Origin of the sequence: Paraburkholderia kirstenboschensis, from assembly GCF_032806925.1 — a bacterium.
Classification (GTDB): Bacteria; Pseudomonadota; Gammaproteobacteria; order Burkholderiales; family Burkholderiaceae; genus Paraburkholderia; species Paraburkholderia kirstenboschensis.
In genome coordinates this window covers 566551-586768 of the sequence record NZ_CP136511.1, presented here as the reverse complement: position 1 = coordinate 586768, position 20218 = coordinate 566551, and the positions used below count along the sequence as shown (strand labels likewise).

The window sequence follows — 20218 nt, the reverse complement described above, 5'->3', positions numbered from 1 at the left end:
CCGGCATATTTCTACCTGTCCCCGCGGTTTGTCCAGCACTCGTATTGGCCGCTCCCGAGGTAAGCGGCCGCTCTAGCGACTCGCATGGCGAAGTTGCGAGCGGCGCTTCTTGGCCGACTCCGGTCCACAATCCTCACGGCCCACGCTGCGCAGCGGGAAGAGGGGTGATGTTCTTCCAGGTAGATGAGCGCAATCTCTTGTGGCACCGGGGCTGACTCCATGGCCCCGGGCTCGCCGCACGTCACATCTTTCCGCTGTTGCTGCCAGTACTGCCAGTGCCGGAAGAAGGTGCGGACGTCGCTCTAAGCGGATGGGCGAGACCCGCCGCGGACAGCAGCGAGACGGCGGCCTGATCGGGCATGCCATTCGCGTCGAGGGCGCCTGCTGCCGCTAGCGCGCCCAGGTCGCTGTCGACACCTATTTGGCCAACGGTAAAGGATGTCGTTAGAAACGCTGGTGCCATCAGCGTGACCGCATAGCGCTGCTGCAGATTCGTGACGACTGCCGATTGCGCAGCCTGCACGTCGGCCTGGTTTGCCAGCACCTGCTGAAACCGTGAATTGGTCGGGAAGCCCGCTATCAGACCGCTCTCGCTCGTGCCGAGTTGCGAAGCGATGTAGACAAACATCAGTTCGGTCTCTGGCGTCGTATTGAAGGTGCCGCCGGCAAATGCCAGTGAATGCAGGCCAATGCCACCAGAGGTCACGGTGAGGATGCAGGGAGGCGTGGCATTGAACGTGATCGCGTAGTGTCCACCGCCGTCGGACAGGGTGGAGCCCGAGCCCTGCACGCAACTGAAGCTGACCGTCGCGCTGGCGACCGCACTACCGGTGGCGGCCGTGCCGGATATTGCGACGGTGGTTGGTGTCACGTTTCCGCCACCGCAACTGTCGAGGCCGATACAGGCGTTTGGGCCGCAAGCGGCGAGCGTTGCGAGGGAAGCCACGCAAATTGCAGCCAGCGCCGGACGAACGAAACACGCGTAGTGAGTGTTCATGGTTGCCTGCCGTTGATAGATCGGGATGGGGCAATCGATTCCACGAAACGGACCAATGCTACGTACAATTTTAGCGCCCCATGCCTGGCGACCGTTCTACACGTCAATCACATTCGCCGGTGTTATCAACTGCTGAACGGTGGCTCGTCTGCTCGCCGACAGGCGAAGATCGACCCGGAGCTGCCGCTCGGTGGCGCTTACGATCTAAGACTGCTTTCAAAGGCGCAGCGGTCATGCATCGAGTCACGGGGTTGGTAGGTTATCTTGCCTCTGAGACATAGCAGCTGCGACAAAGAATGGTCATTGCGTATTGCTGAAGATTGCCTATATTCATTTGTGTCGGGGCGACCCTAGTTAGCACAGATACAGGGGTCTGAGCCCCGACGCAGTTCTCGGCGGAAGATGAACGTAAATTTAAAGCGCACCTAAAAAATCATGCCCACTCCCGACTATGAACACGTTATCGGTGGTTTCCATTTTAGCCATGACGCTTCGGTCGAGGTGTACCAACTGGCAGATGCTGGACTGCAGGAGTTATACGCGAGGAATGTCGTTCCTGGCGGCGGTGTGTATCAAGGCGCCCTTCGAGATTTTCAATCGTTTCTAGAAGATGCCCATCGAGAGTCGATATTTCAGAACCGACGAGAAATAGACGTTAACGTATTACTGATTATAAAAGGCCGTCGCATTCATGTTTGGCCTTTTTTCTAACGAAAATGGATGCCAACGATAGAACCAAGGCCGCCTACACAACCGCCCTGGAGAGCATTAAGGCGATTCTTACCCTCGCGACTGCGATACTGGGCTTCGAGGTAACCTTCGGAACAAGCCTTCTGGTGAAACTAAGCGTCGGATGGGCCACCGTTGTAAAGTTATCATGGTTCATTCTTTTCTTCGCGATTCTGATGGGTGTCGGGAGCCTTTTTAGTATGGCGGGTCGTCTAGGGCGACATCCGGATGATCCCAAAAAGGGGGATATATATGAGCCGGAGATAAAGTGGCCTAGCGCTCTCTCAGCAATTGCATTTGTCGTTGGGGTTTTTCTTATGATGTTGGTGGGTGTTTTTGCTTTGCCGGCGTCCAAGGATGATCAATCTAAAGAGACAGTTAGCGGGTATCCGTTCTATTGGATTCCCAATCTCACTCCCTCCGCATCTTCACCCGAGAAGATCGTTGTTGAGGGTTCACAATGCGACTGTTCGAATGGCGGGATTCGAATCATGCCTTCCACCTGCACTCGTTCTTCTAAACAAAAAAAGCCCGCATCGGGGTGTCCGATGCCAAACGTGACCGGCAAATAAAAGCAATGCCCAGCTACAACTCCGGCGGCCTGTCTCTGCTTCCAGGACACCACGAAGCACTATGAAGTGGCGTGCAACACTTGCCGCGCACTGGCCGGCACACAAGTTCGAACTCTTCGACGCTAGCAACGTCCCGCACAGGCGCCGGTCGACGGACTGCTTTTTGAGCGAACCGGCCCTTTCAGTGGCCGCTTTGTAGGATAGGCCAGTGACCGCAGCTGGCCGACCCCAGCCCGATGCCGAACCTCGCCAGTTATCCGATTGTCGTCCCTACGACGGCGTTCTCCGCGAATGCTGCCGCTCAATTGTGGCCGAACTCAATCCGCCTTAACCTATCACCTGGCCCCGAACCAAAAACCGCGCGATGCAAGCACATCCGTTGCGTCTCTTTCCCGGTGACGATCTACGTGTCGCCCTCGAAGACGTGCTGCGCCAAGCCAAGGTGCCGGCGGCCTTCGTGATCCAGGGCATCGGGAGCCTCAGCGTTGCCCAATTCCGATTTGCCGGGAACGAAGATCCTACGGAGCTGCGCGACGATCTGGAAATCCTGACGCTCGCTGGGTCCATATCATTTGATGGAGCGCATCTGCACATGTCGGTTGCCGACCCGCGCGGTCGAGTATTCGGTGGTCATGTGGGACGCGGTTGCACGGTCCTGGTCGAGTCCACTTCGTATGTTCGGTTCGCGGCTGTCGCTTCGACGTCTACGATGATCCCCGCGTGCAGATCAATCAGATAGTTGGTCGAGTAGGCAAAGAAGGCAGGGCTACCGGAAGCCGCTGTCCAGCTCGAGGCAGGATCGGTCAGGGATATCTTCTTTGGCGTCGCCGATGACCCTGATGGTTCCGCTGTGTCGGCGCTCACCGGATTGGCTTCCTCAAGCCCACGGAGATATTCCCGGACGGCGCGACTTTGCCCGGCGACATGCCCCCAATCAAAAGGCTGCGTTCCCGCCACCGCGCTGAGACGGCTCGCATCGGCCTTGATGATACTTGCATCAATGGCGAATCCTTCACCCTTGACGAGCCCCTCGGCCATGCAACGGCTCAGCACCGACTCGAACACGTGACGCAACACATCGCTGTCGCGAAAACGCCCATGGCGATTCTTGGAGAACGTCGAATGTTCAGGTACATCGTCCTCCAGGCCCAGGCGACAAAACCATCGATAGGCAAGGTTGAGATGGACTTCTTCGCATAGCTTGCGCTCGGAGCGAATGCCGAAGCAGTAGCCCACTATCAGCATGCGAATCATGAGTTCTGGGTCAATCGACGGTCGGCCCATCGGGCTGTAGAACGGCGCAAGATGCTGGCGAAGATCACCGAGATCAAGAACCTGATCGATACCTCGCAGCAGATGTGTACGAGGCACGTGACTATCGAGATTGAACGAGTAGAAAAGCTTGTCTTGCCCGGCACCCAACTGACCCATCATGACGATGCACTCCGGTCGATCGATGTGTTCTAGGATACCTAGTCGAACCTGAACAATCCGGAAGTCCTTGTGTGGTGAGGCTTTACGGCCGAAATGGTGTTGTGGGAATTGCAGGGACCTGGCATATTGGTACGGGAATCCTGCAATTTCTGACGAGGTGCGGATGGGTCCCAAGACACCTGTGACGGAAGGAGATTTCTTCCGGCAACCGCTGCGTGAACAGATCAACCTGAAGCATCCGCTGGTACGCCTGACGGACCTGATCAACTGGGAACGGCTGGGCGCGTCGATGAGCGAGAGCTTCGTGTCCGGCAAGGGCCGCCCGGCAACATCACCGCGCCTGATTGCGGGTCTGCTCTACCTGCAACATGCCTTCGACCTGTCTGACGAAGAGGTTGTGTGGCAATGGGTTGAGAACCCGTATTGGCAGGTGTTCACGGGCGAGACTTACCTGCAGACGCAGCCACCAATCGACCCATCGAGCCTGACGCGCTGGCGCAAGCGGCTGGGTGAAGCCGGCGTTGAAGAGTTGCTGGCAGAGACGATTGAAGCAGCGAAGCGCGCCGGCGTGATCAAGGCCTCGAGCGTAAAACGCGTAATCGTCGACACGACGGTCATGGAGAAGGCGATTGCGTATCCGACCGATTCACGCCTGCTCGAACGATGTCGCGAACACCTGGTGAAGGCCGCTGCGAGACACGGCCTGAAGCTGCGGCAGAACTACAATCGCGAGGCGCCACGGCTGGCAAGCCAGATCAGTCGTTACGCGCATGCGAAGCAATACAAGCGGATGAGAAAGACACTGCGCACGTTGCGCTCGCGTGTGGGTCGGGTGATGCGCGACGTCGAGCGGCAAGTCGACGCGGTGGCCGATTGCAGCCGCGCGGCATTGCAGGAACTGATTGGCCGCACGAAGCGGATTCTGTCGCAGAAGCTGAAGGACAAGAACAAGCTGTATGCGCTGCACGCGCCGGAAGTCGAGTGTCTGGCCAAGGGCAAGGCGCGCATACCGTACGAATTCGGCGTGAAAGTGTCGATCACGACGACTCACAAGGAAGGGCTCGTGGTGGGGATGCGTTCAATGCCGGGCAACCCATACGACGGCCACACGCTGGCTGAGGCGCTGGAGCAGGCCGCGATCCTCAGCGACGTTACGCCAGAGGTCGCCATCGTGGACCGTGGTTACAAGGGCGTTGCGCTTGATGGCGTGAAGATCTATCACCCCGGCCTGCGGCGCGGCATCACATGCGGACTACGCGCGATGATCAAACGGCGAAGTGCGATCGAGCCTGCCATCGGTCACATGAAGAGCGATGGCAGGCTCGGGCGCAACTGGTTGAAGGGTGCGCTGGGCGATGCACTGCACGCCGTGCTGTGCGGCGCTGGCCACAACCTGCGGATGATCCTCAGGAAGCTACGGCTTCTTTATGCCTTCGTTCTTGCTGTTTTGTTCAGAATGGCCACCGACGCGATGGTGTGACCGCCGGAACTCAAGACGAATTGTTCAGGGCCGACTACCTATGAATCCGAGTGCCAGGCGACTTTTTCAACACAATCAGATGGTTACCGTAATTCAATACGTTGTAAATCTGATTATTAATGGGTGTCCGTTGCGGGCCACACGCTCCCTGGGGAAATTCGAACGAGAGAAACCTTTGGCATCGCTAGTCTGCAACGCAATGGGCGCGCTCTCCTGCCCCGTGGAAACGGGCCATGTCACGCGCGGGAGACACTCCAAATTGGCGTGCGTATTCACGGCTGAATTGACTCGGGCTTTCATATCCCACGCTAAAGCCGACGCCTGCGACATCTCCTTGTTGCGCTAAAAGTCGGGCGCGAGCGGTCTGGAGGCGGATTTGCTTTTGATATTGAAGCGGGCTCATGGCGGTTGCCGCCTTGAAATGGCGGTGGAAAGATACTGGACTCATCCCTGCCAACGCGGCCAAGCGTTCGACCCGCACCGACTCCGAAAAATTGGTGCGCAGCCATGTGATGGCACGGCTCACCTGCGAGAGGCGGCTGTCCGCCATGGCAATCTGACGGACCATGGGGCCACACGGGCTTTGCAGAATCCGCCAGAACACCTCGCGCCGAATCATGGGCGCAAGGACTGCAATGTCCTCCGGCCGGTCGAGCAACCTGACCAATCTCCACATCGCATCAAGCAAATCGGGCCCAGCGTGGTTGACCTCCACGCCGGCGGCGCCCCCTGAGGCGTCATGGGCTCCGCGATCAAGCTCGCGAGCATGCCTAAGTCCAGGTCCAGCGTGACGGCGGAGTATGGCGCCTGGGTGACCTGCCCTGTCGCTGGCAGGTCCACGGACACGGCTACGTAGTCGCCCGGTACGATGTCGAATATCCGGCCGCCGAGCACAGTCCGCTTTGCCCCGCCGAGGATTAGGGCCAAAACCGGCTGGTGGACCACGTAGGTGACCACCGAGAGATCCGTCTCGACATAAAGCGTCAGCCCGCCAACGGCGGTTTCAGTCGGGCCTTCCTGGCCATGGCGCTCGACCAGCGCGCGAAGTTCATACAAGTGGTCCAAGCCTGCCTCCAGACGCCTCAGCGCATTGCACCCGCTCCGGAAACACCAATTGATAGGATTGTGCAAGAAATTGGCGGCATTGCGCTACCGCCGCGAACGGTCCCTGCGATTCAATGGAGCGTCCCAAACGCAGAATTGAACGAGGAAACCGTATGACGCACACCCCTCAAAAACCAATCGGTTCAGGCTTCGGCCCCGCCTCGACCGCCGACGAGGTGATCCGTGGCATCAGTCTTACAGGCAAGACCGTCGTGGTAACCGGCGGCGCTTCAGGTATCGGAATCGAGACCGTCCGCGCATTCCGTTCTGCAGGCGCCAGGGTCATCGTGCCGGCCCGCGATACAGCCAAGGCTAAAGCAGCCCTCGCGACCATGCCTGACGTCATAGTGGAGGTGATGGACCTGCCGGAGCCTACAGCGATAGACCGATTCGCCAGTCGCGTACTGTCGCTGACGGACAAGCTGGACGTTCTTGTCAACAACGCTGGAGTCATGGCCGAACCGCTGACACGCGATGCGCGCGGCTACGAAATGCAGTTCGCGGCCAACCACCTCGGCCATTTCCAACTCACCTGCCGGCTATGGCCCGCACTTGTGCGCGCGGAGGGGGCTCGCGTCGTAGCGCTCAGCTCCTACGGACATCGCCGCGCCGGCATCGATTTTCGCGACCCTCATTTCGAGCGGCGTGAATACGACCGATGGGTAGCCTATGGCCGAGCCAAAACCGCGAACGCCTTGTTCGCCGTCGCGCTGGATTCAATCGGCCGCCAATGGAACGTGCGCGCATTCGCCGTCCATCCCGGTGGCATTGCCACCCCGCTAGCTTGCCACATGCTGCCCTCCGAGATCGAGGCGAGCCAGATCTTCGATGCCGAGGGCAAGCCGGTCATTGATCCGGAAAACAACAAGAAGACGCCCGAGCAGGGGGCCGCCACCTCGGTGTGGTGCGCGACGAGCCCTCAACTAGCCGGCATGGGCGGCGTCTACTGCGCCGATTGCGACATCGCCATCGCGCTTCCCAGCGACGGGAGCGCTGAAATGCACGGCGTCAGGCCCCATGCCATCGACCCCATCTCCGCCGGCCGTTTGTGGCAGCTCAGCGAACAACTGACGGACGCGACGCTGGATTGAGCAAATTCGATGCGATTCGGGACAACCAGTCGCGCCTTATCACTAACCACTATGGCAACATAGCCAGGAGAGAAAAACATGCGAACAGTATCACTCGGGAGCCAAGGCATGGCGGTCAGCGCGCAAGGCCTTGGGTGCATGGGAATGAGCACTACCTACGGGCCCAGCGACGAGCAGGAAGGCCTTGCAACCCTCATGCGAGCCCTCGACCTCGGTGTGACGTTCTTTGATACGGCGGAGGTCTACGGCCCATTCATGAACGAGGAGCTTCTCGGCAAGGCCTTTATAGGCAAGCGCGACAAGGTCATCCTGTCGACCAAGGCAGGATTTCGCTTCACCGAGCACGGCAAGCTCGCCATGGAAGGTGAGAAGCCCTTGGTCACGGGCGATCCGTCGCATATCCGAAAGTCGGTCGAAGGATCGCTGCGGCGCCTGAGGACCGACGTCATCGACCTCGTCTACCTGCATCGCATCGATCCAGCAACGCCGATCGAAGGGACGATCGGCGCGCTGGCCGACCTCGTGCACGAAGGCAAGATCCGCTACCTCGGCCTTTCCGAGGCATCGGCAAAGACGATCCGGAAAGCCCACGCGGTTCATCCGCTCACGGCCGTCCAAATGGAATATTCCCTGTTCGAGCGTGGCGTCGAGCACAACGATGTGCTGGCGACGGTCCGAGAGCTGGGAATCGGTTTCGTCTCCTACTCGCCGCTCGGCCGGGGCTTCTTGACCGGTGCGCTGAAGAATCTGGATAACCTGCATCCGACCGACTTCCGCCGGTTCGATCCACGCTTCTTGGGAGAGAACCTCCAGTCCAATTTACTGTTGGTCGACCGCATCACCGAGATCGCTGAAGCAAAGGGCGTCATGCCTTCTCAGCTCGCCCTTGCGTGGGTGACAAGTACCGGAACGGTGCCCATTCCGGGAACGCGACGCATCAGGTATCTCGAAGAGAACGTCGCCGCAGTCGCTATCACGCTGACCCAGGACGAGATGAAAGCCCTGGATGCAGCCGCTCCGTTCGGCGCTGCAGCTGGCGAGCGCTATTCGTCCGGAATGATGGCTACGCTCGGTCACTAGGACACCCCCCTCAATCAGGGGCAAAGCCGTGTCGAAAGAGTTTAGTTTGTCGCGTCGCACCGCCCCTTAGCGCTCTGGCGCTCGGGGCCGCCTTGGCGTAGCTGGTTGTTATCGGGTGTTTTTCTTACGTGTAACGGCTCATACCGGATTGTTGACATGATTCAAGAGCATCCGAACAGGTGTGACGGCGCATTGTCATCTTGCGTCCTGCAATTGAAGGATTTGTGTTCGTTTCGATTGGGCTTGCGACCTTTTTCCAATCGACTAACATTTGGCGAAGGCACACTCGTCCAGCCGTTCTTCCGTTAGCCGAATCGACCAGGGAGAAAAAATGCCACAAGAGATTAACTCACGTCGGCGTGGCTTCGCGCGCATGGCGGCCGGTGCGCTCGTTGCGGCGCAATTCGAAGTGCTGCGATCCGCCCAGGCCCAGAATCCATCTTCGAAAACCCCATCGATTCCGCGAATCAACCCGGGCACTCACACGTCGTTCACGTCGATCAAGCAGGTGAATGCGGGGCTCCTAAACATCGGCTACGCCGAGGTCGGTCCGGCCGACGGGCCACCCGTCATGCTGCTGCATGGCTGGCCGTATGACATACACAGCTTCGTCGATGTTGCACCGGCGCTCGGCGCGAAGGGATACCGGGTGATCGTCCCTTATCTGCGCGGTTACGGCACGACGTCCTTCCTGTCGGACCAGACCATGCGCAACGGTCAGCCAACGGCCGTCGCGCTCGACATCATCGCGCTGATGGATGCACTCAACATCCAGAAGGCCGTCTTTGGCGCGTTCGACTGTGGCGCGCGTACCGCCGACATCATCGCCGTGCTGTGGCCGGAGCGATGCAAGGCACTGGTTTCGGTGAGCGGCTACCTGATCGGCAATCAGGAGGCGGGAAAGAAACCGCTGCCACCGGAGGGCGAGTTGCAGTGGTGGTATCAGTTCTATTTCGCAACGGACCGCGGGCGCGCGGGCTACGAGAAATACACACACGACTTCATCAAGCTCATCTGGAAGCAAGCCTCTCCGAAATGGAACTTTGACGACGCCACCTTCGAGCGAAGCGCACCGGCTTTCAAGAACCCCGACCACGTCGCGATCACGATTCACAACTATCGCTGGCGACAAAGTCTCGCCACGGGCGAGCCGAAATACGACGAATACGAGCAGCGGCTTGCGTCGGCGCCGCCCATAACCGTTCCCAGCATCACAATGGAGGGCGATGCCAACGGCGCCTTTCACGTGCCGCCGGGCGTGTACGCGTCGAAGTTCACTGGCAAATACGAACATCGCACGCTCACCGGCGGCATTGGCCACAATCTGCCGCAGGAGGCGCCGCGAGCGTTTGCGCAGGCGGTGATCGATGTTGACAGGTTTTGATCCGGCAGACACCCGGCCTTAAAGGGGCGCGCGGTACACATTTGCGGGCATGCGGCGCCGACTGTACGCGCATCGAGCAGTTAGCAGCAGTTCAGAGCACGGTATCATGGGACTGCGTCCTGATCCCAGCGGCCGCTTCTAGCCTTGAACCGACACCTGAATGGCTGAGCAACAGACCCGTCGACTGTCCGTTCATGGCCGAATCCGGTCCCATGGCGCATTTCCGTCATTGCCGCTCATATTGCGCCGGCTCGTCTCCGTGGCGGACCGTTTACGTTGCGCCTCGTGACGGCCTCTTGCCTTCGTTGATTTAGGTTTCAACGACCAGAGGTGCACCGGCTAGATGTGCGGACGACACGTTAAAGCAACTCATCCAGCAGCACCTTCGTCTGCCGCAGGTCGACGCTCTCGAAGCCTTCAGTAAAGGCGGCCTGGAGCTGCATCAGCCTATGCCGGGCTGCGGCTGTCTTGCCCTGTCGTTGCCATAGCCGAGCCAGGCTCAGTAGTGCCCTCAGTTCGAGCGACTTGGCGTCCTGGTGGTGCGCAACTGCGATGGCCTTGTGAAAACACGCTTCTGCTTCCTTTGCGCTGGCGGCCCCACCAGTCTTAATGTTCGCTTCCGGAAGCATTAGCAACTCTCCCTTGAGCCGATGCAACTCCGCTTCGTAATAACGTTCCCCTGTCTTGTCGACCATGGCCATCGCCTCGACCAGCACGCTCAGCCCGGCCTGCGCTTGCCCGGCGTTCGCATAGGCTGAGGCCAGGAGGCCCAGAAAGTACGGCCGTCCCAGCTCAGCCCCTGTAGCCCGATAGGCGGCAAGGCCGTGGCTCATCTGCGCCATGCCCTCCTCGATGCGCCCCTGCTCGGCCAGCGCCCAGCCCCGAAGGATGGTCGCCCACGCCAGCCAGAACGGAAAGCCCTGCTCGGTCGAAAGCGTGATGGCGGCTTCGGCGTATTCCTGAGTCAGTTGCGCCTCACGCCGAAATTGGTGGAGTTCGGCCGTAAAAGTCAGGCAGTGTGCCAGACTAAAGGAGTGAGACATGGCCCGTGCCAAGGCAAGGGCCTCCAGGCTCCGTTCGCGGGCCTGATCCGGATAGCCCAAATACCACAGAACCCACGCCGAAAAGGTCTGTCCGCGTATGCCTGGCGCCAGGCCATACTGAAAGTCGCGGGTGGGATGCTGAGTGCGGTCATGGCGTGCCACGATCCGCTCCAGGTGCACGCGGGCCGTGCCGATCTCGCCCAGAAAAAACGAGGTTGACGCCAACGCGCTATGCGCCTCACCTAGCAACACCGGGTCTCGGGCGTTCTCAGCCAGGCTGAGCAGCCGCTCACCCAGTTCCAATGCCGCCTTGTACTCCGCACGCAACGTAAAAAACGTCCGCAGTCCCACTTGCACTGGGAAGAGCTGCGGGGTTTCCCCAGCCTGCCTGCACAATGTCAGCGCGCGGGCGTAGGTAGCCTCCACCTCCGAAGCGGCATAACCTCGCGCGGCCATCAAGGCAGGCCCGATGGCAAGCTGCAGCGTGAGTTCCTGACGGGCACGTTCGGGCGTCTCGGGCAACCGTGTGAGCAACTCCAAGGCGGCGCTGAAATGACGGATTGCTTCGAGATTGGCCGAACGCTGGAAGGCCTGTCGTCCGGCACAGTGCAGGTACTCCACGGCTTTTGGGGTATTTCCACTAAGGCTGTAGTGGTGTGCCAACTCGTTGCAGTAGTCCTTGAGCCGACTATGGAAAAGTGCCTCGACGGCCTGCGCCGTGCGTTCATGCAGCACGCTGCGCTGTTCTGCGAGTAGGGAGTTGCCCGCCACCTCCTGGGTGAGGGCGTGCTTGAAACTATATTCCTCCCCCCGGAATGTCGAGCGCTCGTAAATGAATTCTGCGGCCTGCAGGTGGCACAAAAGGCGGCGCAACTCGTCCTCAGGCTGCCCGACAACCGCATGGATCAGCCTCCAGGGAGACTCCTTGCCGACCACGGCGAGGGTCTGCAGCAACGCCTTTTCCGCGGTGGGGAGCCGATCCATGCGGGCCGCGAGCACACCCTGCACGGTGGTCGGCATATGCAGCGTCGTCGGCGTCGTCTCGATGCGGTAACGTCCGGGGGGGCCGAGCAACAACTTCTCCTCGGCCAGGGTCTGGACGATCTCCTCCATGAAGAACGGATTGCCCTCAGTTTTCTCCAGGATTAGCTGCTTGAGGGGCGACAGACTGAGATCGTCCCCCAGCAGGGACATGAGCAGTCGTGGGGCTTCGACCTGGTCCAGGGCATCGAGCCGCAGCTGGGTACAGTAGCTTTTTTGACCCCAGCCGTGCTCATACTCGGGTCGGTAGTTCATAAGCAGGAGCATCCGGGCGCTCGCCACGCGGTCGACGAGAAAGGCGAGGAACGCCTGGGTCTCGCCGTCCAGCCATTGCAGGTCCTCGACCAGGAGCTCGATCGGCTGATTGAGGCTTTCGCGCACCAGGAGGCGTGTGATTGCACCGAACGTGCGGCCGCGCCGGATCTGAGAGTCCATCTCCGCAAGTGCCGAACCGGGCTCGCTGATGCCCAGCAGATACAGCAGGTAAGGCAAGAGGTCCTCCAGGCTGCGCTCCAATGTCAGCACCTTGTCCGTGACTTTCTCCCGGCATCGGCGATCGTCGTCCTGGGCGGTGATCTGGAAGTAGTTCCTCAAGAGCTCGATCAGCGGCAAATAGGGAAAGGCTTTGCCGTGCGGAACCGCAAAAGTCTCTAGCACCAGGCAGCCGCGATGCGAGCGTTCCTTGAACTCGTGGAGCAGCCGCGACTTTCCGACCCCGGCCTCGCCCACCAGCGCGACGATCTGTCCGCGCCCCGCCGTGGCCTGTTCCAGCGCATGATGCAATTGCCCGAGTTCGGTCTGCCGGCCTACGAACTGGGCGAGGCCAAGCCGCGCCGCCACCTGGAGCCGCGTGCGCAGTGCACCCGGACCAAGCACCTCATAAACGGCGAGCGGCTCCGGGATGCCCTTGACGTGGGTGTTTTCGAGAGCCTTGAACTCGAAATACCCCTTCGCGAGCTTGTAGGACGACTCGCTCACGAGGATGGAGGAAGGCGCGGCGATCGTCTGCATCCGAAAGGCGACATGGATCGTGTACCCCACCGGCTCGTATTCCGTGTGCAGATCATCCTTTCGAATCGAGCGCACCACCACCTCACCGGTATTGATACCTACCCGGAGCTGGAGCGGGATGCCGGACTGCAGACGGATCCTGTTACTGTGGCGACGCATCTCGTCCTGCATACGCAACCCCGCGTACAGCGCGCGCTGCGTGTGGTCCTCATGGGCAATGGGCGCACCAAAAAGCGCCAGGATACCGTCACCCAGGGACTTTGCAACGTAGCCTTCATAGTGGTGCACAGCCCCCATCATCAGTTCGACGACCGGTCCAATCAGCCGGTGCGCGTCTTCCGGATCCAGGTCGCGAATCAACGCCGTCGAGTCGGCCAGGTCAGCGAACAGCACGGTGACGCTCTTACGTTCACCAGCAGTCTCCCCCCGCGCTTCCAGCGCTGCCGCGCGTCAATCAAGATGAGAGGAGCGCGTCAGTCAGGATGAGAGAACGGGCATGGCGGCAGCGGGAACGGGCGTAGCCCGGAACCGCTGCCGCCATGCCGCGCCAGGAGGCGACCTTCACCGGGAGCTTTTTTGGTAGTCGCGGTAGATCGGGTATGAACAAACCTTCCATGCCATGGGAGGTGCGCCGTGCCCGGACGCCACGTCAACGACCACCAGATGAGGCTCTACATGAAGCACAGACTCAAGGAAGCGCCACCCGAGGCGGCTGCCCGGGCCGGGTTTAGCGTCGCCACCGCCTACCGCATCGAAGAGGATCCACGGTTGCCATCGCAGAAGAAGGCGCCGCGCGAGCGCCGGCGCGCGGATCCGTTGGCCGGGATTTTCGACGCGGAGATTGTTCCACTACTGACCTCCGCTCCAGGCATCCGGCCCGTTGCAGTATTGGAAGAGATGCTTCGGCGCCATCCGCAGCTCTCACGTGACGTGCGCCGCACACTGGAGCGGCGCATCCGCGTCTGGCGGGCACTGCATGGCGAGGAACGCGAGGTCATGTTTCGCCAGGTACATCAGCCCGGTCGGCTCGGGCTGTCCGATTTCACCGAGATGCAGGCTCTCGGCGTCACCGTGGCCGGCGCCGCGCTGGACCATCGCCTGTATCACTTCCGTCTGGCCTGCTCGGGCTTTGAACACGCTCACGTCATTCTCGGTGGCGAGAGTTATGTTGCCCTCGCCGAAGGGCTTCAGAACGCGCTCTGGGCACTTGGCGCAGCACCGCTCGAGCATCGCAGCGACAGTCTGTCGGCGGCGTTTCGCAATCTGGATCGCGATGCGCGCGACGATCTGACCACGCGTTACGAAGCCCTATGTGCTCACTACGGCATGCAGCCCACGCGCAACAACCGTGGAGTCGCACACGAGAACGGCGCCATTGAGAGTCCTCATGGTCACCTCAAGAGTGCGATCCGCGACGCGCTGCTGCTGCGCGGCAGCGTCGAGTTCATCGACCTTGCCGCTTATCGCTGCTTCATCGACGAGATCGTCAGCCGCATCAACGCGCGTAATGGCAAGCGCATCAAGGCGGAAGTGCCGTTCCTGCAGCTTCTGCCCAACACGCGCACCAGCGATTACGAGGAAACGCGTGTCTACATCACCTCCACCGGCGGTTTCGTATTGCGCAAGGTCTTCTATTCCGTTCCGTCGCGGCTGATCGGCCACCGGTTGCGGGTGCGGCTGTACGACGACCGGCTGGAACTGTTCCTGGGCGGCACGGCCCTGATGACGTTGCGGCGTGGCCGCCCAGGCACCAGCGGCAAGCATGGCCACGTCATTGACTACCGGCATGTCATTCACGCGCTGCGCCGCAAGCCGATGGCGCTGCTCAACCTTGTGTACCGCGACCAGCTGTTCCCGCGCGAGGCCTATCGGCTGACCTTCGATCGCCTGTGCGAGCAACTGTCCTCGCGCGCGGCGTGCAAGACCATGGTGGAGTTGCTGAGCCTGGCTCACGAGCGCGCCTGCGAGGCCGAGCTGGCCCATGCGCTCGAACAGAACCTGGCCGATGGTCGACTACCCGATCTGGACGAACTGCGCTCGCGTTTTGCTCCGGATCCGGCAGCTGTCCCACAAGTGCACGTACAACTGGCTTCGTTGCGCGACTACGAAGCCCTGCTTACCCTGGATCAGGAGATGACAGCATGAGCCACGATTTCGATGCTACCCGCCTGTCGCTGCTGCTCAACGATTTGCGGCTACCCGCTGTCAAACAGATCTGGCCAGCCTTCGCCGAGCGCGCCGACAAGGAGGGCTGGCCCGCGGCACGCCTGATCATGGCGCTGGCCGAACACGAGATTGCCGAACGCGATAGACGTCGTATTGAACGCCATCTGAAGGAGGCCCGGCTGCTACCGGGCAAGACGCTGGAGACCTTCGATTTCGATGCAGTGCCAATGATCTCCAAAGCACAGGTCTCGGCACTGTGTGCCGGCGATGGGTGGCTGCGCAACGGCGCCAACCTGATCATGGTCGGGACGCCTGGCGGCGGCAAGTCGCACCTGTCGTCGGCCATCGGACTGAGCCTGCTGGACAAAGGCTGGAAGGTCCTGTTCACCCGCACCTCCGACCTTGTGCAGCGGCTCCAGGTTGCACGTCGCGAGCTGGCGCTCGAAGCCGCCATCAACCGTCTGAACCGCTTCGACCTGCTCATTCTCGACGACTTTGCATACGTCACCAAGGATCAGGCCGAAACCTCCGTGTTATTCGAGCTGATCAGCGCCCGATACGAATGCCGATCCCTTCTTCTAACCGCCAACCAGCCGTTTGGTGACTGGAACAAGGTCTTCCCCGACCCCGCCATGACGCTGGCCGCGGTCGACCGGCTGGTCCATCATTCGACCATCTTCGAGATGAATGTCGAAAGCTACCGGCGGCGCACCGCCATGCAGCGCAAACAGCAGGGGCCAGGACGCCCTGCGCGCTATGCCACGCCAAACAATGTCGGCATGCCTGCGACTCCAGAGAACGAATCATGACACGCGTCGCCTGACGCACACTCTAATCCGACATTGCCCAGCGTCAATCAACGAACGCGCGTCAATCAACTTTAATCGCTTGTCAGCGTCAATCAACAACGGCATCATCAAGCTCGCCGCGACATTCTCATCCTGTTTGTCGCGCGCCTCTCATCCAGACTGTCGCGCCACACAGCGCAGCATGCTCGGCCAGAATTCGTTCGGCCAGGTGGGGTGGCGTGTAGTGAATGGGGGGCGGCGAGGGACCCACAGGCGTGCCACACGCACGGCAGAACTGCGCACTCGGGCTCAGTTCGTGGCCACATTTCGGGCAGATGCGTGCCAGGCTGGCGCCGCACTGCTCGCAAAAGCTGGCTGCAACGGCATTCTCGAACCCGCACTTCATGCAGCGCATATCGCGATTCGCGCAAGGTTGCGGTACGGCGCGGCTTTCGATCAACGAGGCGAGCGAGATCGAGTCCGTTGTATCGCTTCGCAAGAGATGACAGGTGCAATGGGCTGAAGCTCAAGCATGTAACCCCTGTGAGGGACGGTCCGGATCACACGCTGTCGATGCCCGCCCAAGGCCGAGCGCAGTTCGCCAACGCATTGGGCCAACGAGTCGTCGGTCACAATGGCGTCACGCCACACCGCCTGGAGGAGTTCTTCTGCTCGTCGAATTGCATGACCTGTCTCCTGTTCAGTTTTGACGGGATGGGCCTGCCGATGCGAAGGGCAGAAATGAATCAATACACTTTGCTTTCGCTACGCTCGCTCAGCAAGGCAAAGTATAGGCGAAGTAGTGAATTCTGAAAGGAAGAAGGTCCGGACCATGGAATGGCCTTGTCTGGATGCCCGGAGTTCCGATCGCCGTCGCGTTCTGAATGCGCTCCATACATTCGAAGCGCGACTCGCCTCCGCCTGAGGGGGCGACTGACGTATGTGGAACCGGGGTTTCGGGGCGTCGCGGCCTCGCTGAAGATATCCTCTCTGTCGGGTCGCGATATGCAAAGCGTTTGCTTCAGCTCTCACCAGGCAAAGTTAGTGGTTTAGCACCGAAGGCACGCAAACGGGCGCCTTGCATAGGAGTCTACCAACAATCATCAACGGCAGTTATCGACCCCACTACGGTCAGACGACTCCCTCCAAAGCGGTCAGTCAGCCGAATCGGGGTTTTCCGGAATGGAGCACCGTAAAGCGGACGTTGGCGACCTCACCCAGTCGGGCCACCTTGCGACGTTCACCATCTACACATGAATGGCCGCTCCTCCGGGCCACTGCGGACGGTCGCAGCGTGCACAAATGGCAGCCCGTCCACGGTGCAACGCTGAAACGCGAAGCCTCCAGAGGGCGCTGGGAGCCCGACAGAACGGATCATCGCGTGGTGCCCTAGTTTTTCATGGCGATTCCGCTCGGGTGCGGATTCGCATCGCTGATGTCCTCGGGGAGTAAGTTACCGTCCGCGAGACCTTCATCAGCCTGTGCCGTGGCCGGATAGCGCTCCGGATAGAGATGGCGCTCGGCAACCTGCACATCGAACGTGCCCGACCACTTCGCAATCACGACCGTCGCGAGACTGTTGCCGATCGTGTTGCAGGTGGCGATCGCCATCGACATGAAGCGGTACACGCCGAAGATGATTGCGACCCCTTCGATGGGCAGGATGCCGGTCGACGCCACCGTCGCCGCGAACACAACGAACGATCCACCCGAAACCGTGGCCGCGCCTTTGGACGTGAGCAGCATCAGCAACAACAAGCCAATCTGATGCTCAAGCGTGATCGGCACGCCGTACGCATGAGCGATGAATAGCAAGCCCATCGACATGAACAGTGACGTCCCGTCGAGATTGAATGCATATCCGGTGGGCAACACGAGACCAACCGTCTGCTTGGCACACCCAAGCCTTTCGAGTTTGATCAGAAGGCGCGGAAGCGCACTCTCGGATGAAGCGGTACCCAGCACGATGAGGATCTCGTCCTTGATGTAGCGCAGGAACCGCCAGAGACTAAAGCCTGCCAGCCTCGCGATGATCCCCATAACCACGACGATGAACAGGATCACAACCGCGTAGAAACTGAAAACGAGCTGGGCAAGCGCGATCAGCACAGCAGTACCGTTGCTGCCCACCGAGTATGCGACCGCGCCGAAGGTACCGAGGGGCGCCAACTTCATCACCAGGTTGATGAACGAGAACAGCACTTCCGACACGAGATCGAGCCCTTCGTTGATCCTGACGCGGCGGCCTTCGGGAATCGCGAGGATGCCGATACCGACCATGACGGCCAGCACCACCACCTGAAGCAGTTCTCCCTTGACGAACGCGCCGATGAAGTTGTCCGGCACGATATGCATGATGAAGTCGACAAAGCCATGTGGCGCCATCTTCCCGACTGCCGGCGGGGCCGATCCGACGGCGACGGCTGTCATGCCCTTTCCAATTTGCAGCAGGTTGCCTGCCAGCAGCCCGACCATCAAGGCAATAGTCGATACCACTTCGAAATAGACGATAGAGCGCCATCCGACTCGGCCTGCACTCTTGATATCACCGGCCGATGCGATGCCATGCACGATCGTCAGAAACACCAGCGGCGCGACGCCCGCCTTGATGAGCGACAAAAAGATGTCGCCCAGCACTTTGAGCTGTCCGCCAAACTTGGGGAAAATCAGACCGACGGCAATGCCGAGGATCAGCCCGAGCAGAACCTGCATGCCCAGCTTGCGATACCAAGGCAGGCGTTTGGACGGCGTAACGCTGGGCGCTTCGTTTGGTGCGATATGGTTATTCATCATGTGTGCTCCTGCACGGCTTTCCCTTAGATGTCGCTGGACAATTCGACGGCGCGGTCAACCATCTGCGGCGCGAGACCGAGATAGTTCGCGGGATCGGTCATGCGGTCGATCGCCGCGCGGTCGAAATGCGTGGTGACTTCGGGCAGCGCCGCTAGCGCTTCGGCGAGCGTGCCGCCTTTCTCGTTCACGGTGCGGCAGGCGTCGTAGACGATATCGTGAGCCTGCTGGCGCCCGATGAACGGCGCCATGCCCATCATGACCGCCTCCGCGACGATTAGCCCCCTGGTGATACCCAGGTTGTGTTTCATGCGCTCGGTGTCGACGATCAGTCCGCCCAGCGCGAACTTCGCCTGATGCAGCGCGCCCGCCGACAGGATGAAGCTCTCCGGAATCGCGATCCATTCCGCATGCCACGGGCCGGTGGCGCGCTCGAAGTCCTGAATCATCGCGTCGACCATCAGGCCGGCGTGTTGACGAACGGCTTTCGCCGCAGCGAGCATAAGTTCGCTCGAAATCGGATTGCGCTTTTGCGGCATCGTGCTGCTGGCTCCGCGGCCTTTGACGAACGGCTCGTACACTTCGGCGAACTCGGTGGACGCCATGATCATGATGTCGAGCGCGATCTTGCCGAGCGAGCCCGTCACGAGTGCGAGCAGGTTCACCGCTTCGGCGAAACCATCACGTGCCACGTGCCACGTGGTTGCGGGCACGCCGAGTTTCAGCTCTTTGGCCATCGCCTTTTGCACTTCGAAACCTTTGTCGCCGAGCGACGCCAGCGTGCCCGCGGCTCCCGCGAATTCGACGATGGCGACGCGCGGGCGCAGTTCCGCCAGTCGTTGCTGATGCCGGTCAAACATTGCGAGCCAGATCGCCACCTTGTAGCCGAACGTGACCGGCAGTGCCTGTTGTAAGTGGGTGCGGCCCGCCATCGGCGTATCGCGGTGCTTCTTCGCAAGATCCACCAGAATCGTGCGCAGTTCGCGGATGTCGCCGTCGATCACATCGAGCGCATCGCGCACCTGCAGCGACACCGCCGTATCCATGATGTCCTGCGTCGTCGCGCCCCAATGGACGTAGCGACCTGCGTCGCCGCACATGTCGACGAGTTGGTGTACAAGCGGCAGGATCGGATAGCCAACGATGTCTGTCTCGTCGCGCATGTGATCGAAATCGATCCGATCGATCGTCGATTCACGTGCGATCACTTCCGCCGCGTCCGCCGGAATCACGCCGACCTGCGCTTCGGCCTTCGCCAGCGCGACTTCTACATCTATGTAGCGCTGCACGAGCGCGTAATCGGAGAACAGCGCACGCATCTTCGCCGTGCCGAAGGCGTCGCGAAACAGGATTGAATCGACCACAGTGCTGGCCATAGGGATAGTGCGACTTGTCATGACGACCTCTGGGAAGTGCAGGAACCGGTTAAAGGGCCGGGACGGTACGCGAAAGCCAACGATATGTCCGGACATATGTAAATTAATATGTTCGAACATATCGGGCAAGCT

Annotated in this window: 14 protein-coding genes and 3 pseudogenes; 8 read left to right on the top strand and 9 right to left on the bottom strand. The window is 60.5% G+C overall.

Features of this window, described 5'->3' with window-relative positions:
- Positions 1 to 241 precede the first annotated feature (241 nt).
- Positions 242 to 997 carry a hypothetical protein gene (locus RW095_RS02960; protein WP_317016130.1) on the bottom strand — a complete coding sequence of 252 codons (756 nt, stop codon included), beginning with the start codon at positions 995 to 997 and terminating at the stop codon, positions 242 to 244.
- A 716-nt stretch (positions 998 to 1713) separates the two neighbouring features.
- Between RW095_RS02960 and RW095_RS02955 the strand changes: the two genes are divergently transcribed.
- Together RW095_RS02955 and RW095_RS02950 are read left to right on the top strand one after the other, a co-directional pair.
- A complete protein-coding gene (locus RW095_RS02955; protein WP_317016338.1) occupies positions 1714 to 2298 on the top strand; it encodes a hypothetical protein in 585 nt (194 codons plus the stop codon).
- A 364-nt stretch (positions 2299 to 2662) separates the two neighbouring features.
- Entirely contained in the window at positions 2663 to 3037 is a 375-nt protein-coding gene (locus tag RW095_RS02950; RefSeq protein ID WP_394365035.1) for a PPC domain-containing DNA-binding protein, read from the top strand.
- Here the strand turns inward: RW095_RS02950 and RW095_RS02945 are convergent.
- Positions 2938 to 3732: pseudogene (locus RW095_RS02945) on the bottom strand (transposase); the annotation flags it as partial. The gene RW095_RS02950 and the pseudogene RW095_RS02945 overlap by 100 nt on opposite strands.
- Before the next feature lie 163 nt (positions 3733 to 3895).
- On the opposite strand from RW095_RS02945, the gene RW095_RS02940 reads away from it, so the two are divergent.
- Complete coding sequence (locus RW095_RS02940) at positions 3896 to 5212, top strand: IS5 family transposase (RefSeq protein ID WP_317016336.1); 1317 nt, start codon at positions 3896 to 3898, stop codon at positions 5210 to 5212.
- 184 nt (positions 5213 to 5396) lie between these two features.
- Here the strand turns inward: RW095_RS02940 and RW095_RS02935 are convergent, their stop codons facing one another.
- Positions 5397 to 5780 (bottom strand): AraC family transcriptional regulator, encoded by a 384-nt coding sequence (locus RW095_RS02935; protein ID WP_317016334.1) that lies wholly within the window; start codon positions 5778 to 5780, stop codon positions 5397 to 5399.
- Between the two features lie 60 nt (positions 5781 to 5840).
- Positions 5841 to 6157 (bottom strand): annotated as a pseudogene (locus tag RW095_RS02930) (AraC family transcriptional regulator); the annotation flags it as partial.
- 272 nt (positions 6158 to 6429) lie between these two features.
- Here RW095_RS02930 and RW095_RS02925 point away from each other — a divergent pair.
- The 3 genes from RW095_RS02925 (at position 6430) to RW095_RS02915 (ending at position 9871) form a co-directional block, all read left to right on the top strand.
- On the top strand, positions 6430 to 7407 hold the full coding sequence (locus tag RW095_RS02925; RefSeq protein WP_317016331.1) for an oxidoreductase: 978 nt from the start codon (positions 6430 to 6432) through the stop codon (positions 7405 to 7407).
- Between the two features lie 78 nt (positions 7408 to 7485).
- Complete coding sequence (locus tag RW095_RS02920; RefSeq protein ID WP_317016330.1) at positions 7486 to 8487, top strand: aldo/keto reductase; 1002 nt, start codon at positions 7486 to 7488, stop codon at positions 8485 to 8487.
- A gap of 331 nt (positions 8488 to 8818) precedes the next feature.
- Positions 8819 to 9871 (top strand): alpha/beta fold hydrolase, encoded by a 1053-nt coding sequence (locus tag RW095_RS02915; protein ID WP_317016328.1) that lies wholly within the window; start codon positions 8819 to 8821, stop codon positions 9869 to 9871.
- 359 nt (positions 9872 to 10230) lie between these two features.
- Here RW095_RS02915 and RW095_RS02910 read toward each other — a convergent pair whose 3' ends face one another.
- On the bottom strand, positions 10231 to 13404 hold the full coding sequence (locus tag RW095_RS02910; RefSeq protein ID WP_317016711.1) for an AAA family ATPase: 3174 nt from the start codon (positions 13402 to 13404) through the stop codon (positions 10231 to 10233).
- Between the two features lie 195 nt (positions 13405 to 13599).
- On the opposite strand from RW095_RS02910, the gene istA reads away from it, so the two are divergent.
- A complete protein-coding gene (gene istA / locus RW095_RS02905) occupies positions 13600 to 15111 on the top strand; it encodes an IS21 family transposase (protein WP_449406524.1) in 1512 nt (503 codons plus the stop codon).
- On the top strand, positions 15108 to 15941 hold the full coding sequence (gene istB, locus RW095_RS02900) for an IS21-like element helper ATPase IstB (RefSeq protein ID WP_317014949.1): 834 nt from the start codon (positions 15108 to 15110) through the stop codon (positions 15939 to 15941). The genes istA and istB overlap by 4 nt, the downstream gene beginning before the upstream one ends.
- Before the next feature lie 172 nt (positions 15942 to 16113).
- Here istB and RW095_RS02895 read toward each other — a convergent pair.
- The 4 genes and pseudogenes from RW095_RS02895 to RW095_RS02885 form a co-directional block, all read right to left on the bottom strand.
- Positions 16114 to 16335, bottom strand: a pseudogene (locus RW095_RS02895) (zinc-ribbon domain-containing protein); the annotation flags it as partial.
- Positions 16336 to 16376: 41 nt separating this feature from the next.
- Positions 16377 to 16670, bottom strand: a complete 294-nt coding sequence (locus tag RW095_RS41190; protein ID WP_394365034.1) for a winged helix-turn-helix domain-containing protein — start codon at positions 16668 to 16670, stop codon at positions 16377 to 16379.
- Positions 16671 to 17309: 639 nt separating this feature from the next.
- Entirely contained in the window at positions 17310 to 18713 is a 1404-nt protein-coding gene (locus RW095_RS02890; protein ID WP_317016327.1) for a cation:dicarboxylate symporter family transporter, read from the bottom strand.
- A gap of 23 nt (positions 18714 to 18736) precedes the next feature.
- A complete protein-coding gene (locus RW095_RS02885; RefSeq protein WP_317016325.1) occupies positions 18737 to 20107 on the bottom strand; it encodes a class-II fumarase/aspartase family protein in 1371 nt (456 codons plus the stop codon).
- Positions 20108 to 20218: the final 111 nt, after the last annotated feature.